At 67.5% G+C, this 6,878-nt stretch carries 6 protein-coding genes; 2 read left to right on the top strand and 4 right to left on the bottom strand.

Annotation, left to right across the window (positions count from 1 at the left end; translation table 11 throughout):
• Positions 1-141 precede the first annotated feature (141 nt).
• Positions 142-852 carry a glutathione S-transferase gene (locus AC1DQP_RS14335; protein ID WP_256775496.1) on the top strand — a complete coding sequence of 237 codons (711 nt, stop codon included), beginning with the start codon at positions 142-144 and terminating at the stop codon, positions 850-852.
• Positions 853-955: 103 nt separating this feature from the next.
• Here the strand turns inward: AC1DQP_RS14335 and AC1DQP_RS14330 are convergent, their stop codons facing one another.
• From AC1DQP_RS14330 to AC1DQP_RS14315, 4 genes are all read right to left on the bottom strand, one after another.
• Positions 956-2,545, bottom strand: a complete 1,590-nt coding sequence (locus tag AC1DQP_RS14330; RefSeq protein ID WP_478051851.1) for a SulP family inorganic anion transporter — start codon at positions 2,543-2,545, stop codon at positions 956-958.
• Between the two features lie 248 nt (positions 2,546-2,793).
• Entirely contained in the window at positions 2,794-4,515 is a 1,722-nt protein-coding gene (locus AC1DQP_RS14325) for a thiamine pyrophosphate-dependent enzyme (protein WP_457319083.1), read from the bottom strand.
• Positions 4,516-4,595: 80 nt separating this feature from the next.
• On the bottom strand, positions 4,596-5,462 hold the full coding sequence (locus AC1DQP_RS14320; RefSeq protein ID WP_478051850.1) for an XAC2610-related protein: 867 nt from the start codon (positions 5,460-5,462) through the stop codon (positions 4,596-4,598).
• A gap of 35 nt (positions 5,463-5,497) precedes the next feature.
• Positions 5,498-5,980 carry a DUF3574 domain-containing protein gene (locus AC1DQP_RS14315; protein ID WP_256775500.1) on the bottom strand — a complete coding sequence of 161 codons (483 nt, stop codon included), beginning with the start codon at positions 5,978-5,980 and terminating at the stop codon, positions 5,498-5,500.
• 233 nt (positions 5,981-6,213) lie between these two features.
• On the opposite strand from AC1DQP_RS14315, the gene AC1DQP_RS14310 reads away from it, so the two are divergent.
• Positions 6,214-6,878, top strand: a 665-nt coding sequence (locus AC1DQP_RS14310; protein WP_478051849.1) for a TonB-dependent receptor plug domain-containing protein, incomplete at its 3' end; no start/stop codon positions are given.

The following is a 6,878-nucleotide window of genomic DNA, read 5'->3' as shown; positions in this document are numbered from 1 at the left end:
CCTGCACGACCGCAGGATGCGCGTTGACACCGCATCATCCCGCAGGCGCGATGAACCGCTGCCACGCCCGCCGCCACACACGCTCACGCCCGCGTAGCATGGGCACGCCGATGCTGTGCACTGTTCTTGTGGAGCACCGTGATGCAGTACGAGCTTTACTACTGGACCGGCATCCAGGGCCGTGGCGAGTTCATCCGGCTGGCGCTGGAAGATGCTGGCGCGGCCTACACCGACATGGCGCGCGTGCATGGCGACGCGGTGATGCAGCCGTTCCTGCAGGGCAAGGAAGACGGCCTGCGCCCGTTCGCCCCGCCTTTTCTGAAGAGTGGCAGGCAGGTGATCGCCCAGGTGGGCGCGATCCTGGACTACCTTGCGCCGGAGCTCGGCCTGGTGCCCGAGGCGGCCTCACGCCGTCAGCAGGCGCTGCAGCTGCAGTTGACCATCGCCGACCTGGTCGCCGAAGTGCACGACACCCACCACCCGATCTCCGCATCGACGTACTACGAGGACCAGAAGCACGAAGCCAAGGCACGCGCCGCGGCGATGCGGACCGAGCGGCTGCCGAAATTCCTGGGCTACTTCGAAGGCGTGCTGAAGGACAACGGCGAGCGTCATCCGCTGCGCGAGCACTCTTACGTGGACCTGTCACTGTTCCAGCTGCTGAGCGGGCTGGAGTACATGTTCCCGCGGCGCATGCAGGCGCTGTGGCCCGCGTCGCCGTTGCTGCACGCGCTCAAGGAGCGGGTGGAACGGCGGCCGAACATCGCTGCCTACCTGGCGTCCGACCGCCGCCTTGCATTCAACACCAACGGCATTTTCCGCCACTACCCCGAGCTGGATGGCGACACCTGATTGCCGCACACCGCCCCGGATCGTAATGCCGGCCGCTGGCCGGCCACCGGGCGGTAGCGCGGCCACTTGGCGCCGGCCAACGGCCGGCACTCCCTCCCCGTCGTCAGCGTTCCTGCTTCTGCAACGACAGCAGTGCCAGCAATCCGGCCAGCGCCACGTAGGCACCGGCAAACTGCCACATGATGATCTTCGGCAAGCCCACCAGCTGCCACGGCAGATAGATGCCGCCACGCGGGTCCACCGAGTGGATCAACCCGAACAGGGTGAGCGCCGCCGCCACCAGCAGGAAACCGGAAGAGCGCAGCAGCCTGCCGTCGATCATCGCCACCACCGCGGCGATCCACAGCATCGAGGTGATGATGAAGCCATTGCCCAGAGTGAAGACCACCGCCAGCTCGGGCAGGCCGTGGCCGTCCAGCGTGGAGGTCATCGCCGCCAGTTGCGCCGGTGCGATCCAGCCAGGCGCCTTGATCGCCAGCAGGTAAGCCACCGAGGGCAGGAAGCCCAGCACCATCGCGCCGGCGTGTTCACGCGGGGTGGCCTGGAAGGCCTGCGTGGTGATGTCGATGGCCACGTATACGATGATCGGTGCCAGCACCGCCAACGGCAGCCACTGCACCAGCCCGGAGATTACCCCGAGCATGCCGCCGATGCCCACGAACAGGCCGGTCAGCAGCGTGTAGCCGCTGCGCGCGCCCATGTGCTTGTAGGCCGGCTGGCCGATGTACGGCGTGGTCTGCGCAACACCGCCGCATAGCCCGGCGACCAGCGTCGCCACCGCTTCGACCAGCAGGATGTCGCGGGTGCGGTAGTCGTCACCGGCCGCGCGCGCGCTTTCGGAGACGTTGATACCACCCACCACCATCAGCAGGCCGAACGGCAGCAGCAGCGGCAGGTAGGTGATTGCCGTCGGCAGGCCCTCAATGAAACCCAACGTGGGCCACGGCAGCACCACCTGCGGCGGCGTCCAGTCGGGCACGTGGAAGCCCGGTGCGCCCAGGCCGACCAGGCCGAGGCCGTAATACAGGATCGTGCCGAACACGAACGCGACCAGCACGCCCGGCGCGCGGATCGGCAGCTTGCGCTTGGCGAGCAGCACGTACAGCAGCAGGCCCAGGGTGACGAAGCCGACGATCGGCGAACGCAGGGTTTCCAGCAGCGGCAGGAAGCCCATCAGCACGATCGCGATGCCGGCGATGGAGCCCAGCAGCGATGCACGCGGCAGTGCGCGGGTAACCGCTTCGCCGAAGAAGGACAGGATGACTTTCAGCACGCCCATGATCACCAGCGAGGCCATGCCCAGCTGCCAGGTGGCGATGGCCGCGTCATGCGGCGCCAGACCCTGCGCTTTGAAGGCGAGGAACGCCGGGCCGAGTACCAACAGGGCCATGCCGATGCTAGTGGGCGCATCCAGGCCAAGCGGCATCGCGGTGACATCATCACGCCCGGTGCGCGTGGCCAGGCGTCGCGCCATCCAGGTGTAGAGCACGTTGCCGACCAGCACGCCAAAGGCGGTGCCGGGGAACATGCGGCCGAATACCACGTCGGCCGGGAACTGGAAGATGCTGACCAGCGCCATCGCGATGAAGCCCAGGATCGACAGGTTGTCGACCACCAGACCGAAAAAACCGTTGAAATCGCCGGCGACGAACCAGCGGGGAGGTCCGGAGCGGACGGGAGCGGAGGCGGACATGCGCAAGGACGACCGTGGGGAGGGGGTAGCCGATGGTAGGGCCTCACCGCTCGTAGTAACAGGCACATGGATGGAACGCCGGGGGACATCGGTGCGCCTGCGCAGGGGGCGGACGCCGCTGCGCGCTGACCTGTCCCGGTGGTGCCGGCCGGTGATCGGCTTCCGATATCCCCTGCAGGATTCGGAGGAGCCGGCCAGCGGCCGGCACTACCTGGTCCCTTCGGCATCCCTGCGGCGCCGGCGCTGCCTCAGGGCTTGTTGAGGAAGTTGTTCGCGAGCAGGTCGCGCACGTCGCCCACCCGTCCGCTGAGCAGGGCCTTGGCCGCATACAGCGCGGTGCCGGCTACCTGCTTGGCCTCTACCTGCGGCGGCATCACCAGCTCGGTCGGGCTGGTGTGCACGTCCAGCAGCGCCGGGCCAGGGTGGGCCAGGAAGTCCTGCACCGCCTGCTCCAGGTCCTCCGAGCGGGTCACGGTGCGCCCGTAGAAGCCGATCACCTCGGCCAGCCGGCCGAAATCGGGGTTCTTCAGGTCGGTGTAGTTGTCCAGCAGACCCTCGACCTTCTGCTCCAGCTCGACGAAGTTGAGCGAACTGTTGTTGTAGACCACCACCTTGATCGGCAGGTTTTCCTGCACCGCCGTGAGCAGGTCGCCCAGCAGCATCGCGATGCCGCCATCGCCGGACAGCGAGATCACCTGCCGGCCCGGATACGCCTTCTGCAGGCCCAGTGCCTGTGGCATGGCATTGGCCATCGTGCCGTGCAGCAGGCTGGTCAGGGTGCGGCGACGGCCATTGACGCGGATGTGGCGCAGGATCCATACCATCGGCGAGCCACCGTCGGCGGTGAACAAGGCATCGTCGCTGGCGTAGCGGTTGATCAGCGCGGTCAGGTGCTGCGGGTGGATCAGCTCGCCCTCGCCCGGTTCCTCTTCCTTGGCACGCGTTGCCAGCGCCTTGTCGCGGTGGCTGATGCACTCGTCCAGGAAGCTGCGGTCCTCGCGCGGCGGCAGCAGGGGCAACAGCGCCTCCAGGGTGGGCCCGATGTCGCCGACCACGCCCAGGTTGACCGGATGGCGGCGGCCGAGATGGCTGCCATCGCGATCGACCTGGATCAGCGTGGCCTTGTCCGGGTAGTACTGGCCCCACGCAAAGTCGGCGCCGAGCAGCAACAGCGTGTCGCAGGCCATCAGCGTGTGGTAGCCCGATTCGATGCCGAAGATGCCGGTCATGCCCATGTTGTACGGGTTGTCGTACTCCACGAAATCCTTGGCCCGCGAGGTGTGCGCGATCGGTGCCTTGAGCCGTTCGCCCAGCGCCACCAGTGCGTCATGGGCATGCTCGCAGCCGGCACCCGCATAGATGCCGATGCGCTTGCCATCGGCGATCAGCGCGGCGATGCGCTGCAGTTCGTCATCGCTGGGGCGCAGCACCGGCTGGGTGTAATGCACCGAGAACGGCACATCGTGCTTGACCTCGGCCTCGCTGATATCGGCCGGCAGGATCACCACCGCCACGCCACGCCGGCTGATCGCCGCCTGGCAGGCCAGCGCGACCACGCGGCGCGCCTGCTGCGGGCTGTGCACCTGCTCGCAGAACACGCTGCAGCTGGCATATACCGCCTTGAAATCAACCTCCTGCGGGAACTCCATGCCCAGCTCGGCGGTAACCACCTGGCTGGCGATCAGCACCATCGGCGCGCGGTTGCGGTTGGTCTCGAACACGCCGTTGATGAAGTGCAGGCCGCCCGGGCCGCAGGAACCGGCGCAGGCGGTGAGCTGCCCGCTGATCAACGACTCGGCGCCGGCAGCGAACGCAGCCACTTCCTCATGGCGCATGTGCACCCACTCAATCTCGCTGTGGTGGATGGCATCGGTGACGTAGTTGAGGGTATCGCCGACGATGCCGTAACAGTGACGGACACCGGCAGCCTGCAGGGTTTCAACCACGATCTCGGCAACGCGCTTGCTCATGAGGGAACGTCCACTACCTGGGGGAAGCGTCAGGGTAGACCTGCGAAAGTGATCCCCATGTGCGAACCCGGGCGATCAGATCATGGATTGGCGTTTACCCACCCCACGATGTCGCCTCGCGTCGGGTTGGCATAGCGCACCTTCACCCAACCGTCCTGCTCGTCCAGCAGTTCAACGCGGTCACCGCGCACCAGGTAACGCCGGGTGCTGGTGTCGCCGGGCCGCGCATGCAGCGGCACCCGCGCAGGCACCACCTCGCCGCTGAAGGGCAGCAATGGGCGGTCATTGCGCGGTGCGACCAGACCATCGGAGATGGCGGTCTCCAGTACCTTGCCAGCCGGGTCGTAGGTACTCCAGACCGCCATCGGGCCAGTGTCGGCGGTCTGCTTGACGAAGATCGTCGCCTCCAGCGCATCGCCAAGCATCAGCACGCGTTCGGCGCGATACAGATACAGCCGCCCCGCGTGATAGCGGTACAGGTCCACGTACCACATCGGGCCACTGCGGCAGCTGCTGCTCAGGGTGCGGTTGGCGGCATCCACGTCCAGCCCCATCAGCTCGCCACACTGCGCATGCGAACCGGTCGGCAGCGTCAGCGGCACGAAGCGTCCCTGCTTTGGGTCGAAGCGGTACACCGCCACCGCTTCGTTGACCTGCCCTACCGAAGCGCGTGCCACCAGTTCGGGGCGACCGTCGAAGTCGACGTCCAGCTGGCTCAAGCGCGCGTTGCCATCGGCATCGGCTACGCCGTCCAGACGCTGCTGCCGACCCGAGGGCAGCAGCAGCGCAATGGTGCCCTGCGTTTCCACGCGGGCGGTAGCGACCGTGCCCGGTCCAAGCACAATGCGCAGCTCCGCATCGGCTGCCGCCGCCTGCGCCACGGGCGCGCAGGCGGCCAACGCCAGCCCGAACAGCAGCACGCAACGCCCACGGGTGATCTCGTTCATGCCGGCCTCCTGCCGCGCCAAGGTGGCGCGCGTGCTCAGAACGATACTTCAACCGCCTGCTGCGCCCACAACACGGACTGATGACCGGTGGCCTGCTTCCACGCCAGCCGGATCGCTTCAATGTCCGCGCGGCGCTGCGGGGTGTTCTCGTGCAGCACCACCAGCACCTTGGTGCGCAGGCGGTTGGGCTCGGCCGCGCCGCGGAACAGCCACTGGCCGTAGGCGTCGAACACGGTCAGGCCGTCCGGAAAGCGCGGGGTGACTTCCTTGTCGAGAAAGGCGCGCCACTGCGCGTCGGTGATGCCTTCGGTCTGCGGTCGGTCGGCCACGCCGGTTTCTTCTCCCACACCGAAATAGAGCTCGCTGCGCACCCAGCCGGCAGCAGCATCGGGGCGCGCGGCGTCGCCCTGCAGGGTCGCCGTGGCGGTGGCGGGCGGGGTCGGCTTGGCGGCCGGGGCGGCAGTGGCACAGCCGCTGGTGGCCATAACCAGGGCGATCAGGATGGTGCGGAACTTCATGGACAACTCTCCGGAAACACAGGGACAGGCAGGGAAGGAGCGTGCCGGACATCCAGGTCCGGTGCAGATCGCCAACGGCTATCTGCTTATAACCACCCCGATGGGGCTTGCGTCACACAGGGACATCACGCGAAGATAATATATCGCTTCATCCGGATGGATTGGTAGCRCCGACCATTAGTCGGCGACGCCACTCCCCGTCCCCCCCCCCTCGTCGTCCTGCTGGAGTCCGCATGTCCCGTCCGTCCGCGTCGCGCCTTGGCCTTGCCATCGCGCTCGTCCTCTCCTCCCCCCTGCTCGCCCAGGATGCAACTGCGCAGGACGCGCCCGGCTCGGCCACCACGCTGGACACCGTGATCGTCACCGGCACCCGCGCGGTGGACCGCACCGTGCTGGAATCCACCTCGCCGGTGGACGTGCTCACCGCCGAAGACATCCGCAAGGCTGGCGTGGTCAACGGTGAACTGGGCAGCGCGCTGCAGGCGCTGCTGCCCTCGTTCAACTTCCCGCGCCAATCCAACTCCGGCGGTGCCGACCACATCCGCGCCGCGCAGCTGCGCGGGCTCTCGCCGGACCAGGTCCTGGTGCTGGTCAACGGCAAGCGCCGCCACACCAGCGCGCTGGTCAACACCGACAGCAAGATCGGCAAGGGCACCACGCCGGTAGACTTCAACGCCATTCCGATCAGCGCGATCAAGCGCATCGAAGTGCTGCGCGACGGCGCCGGCGCGCTGTACGGCTCCGATGCGGTGGCCGGGGTGATCAACGTGATTCTCGACGACGCCCCGGAAGGCGGCGCGTTCGAGGCCAGCTTCGGCGCCAACCACACCGACCTCAAGCCGATCGACCGCACCGTCACCGACGGCCAGACCAGCTATGCCAGTGCCAAGGTCGGCAC

The organism is Stenotrophomonas sp. P5_A8, from assembly GCF_056400545.1.
The sequence above is the reverse complement of the archived record's forward strand: the minus strand, read 5'-3'. Positions and strand labels throughout refer to the sequence as shown.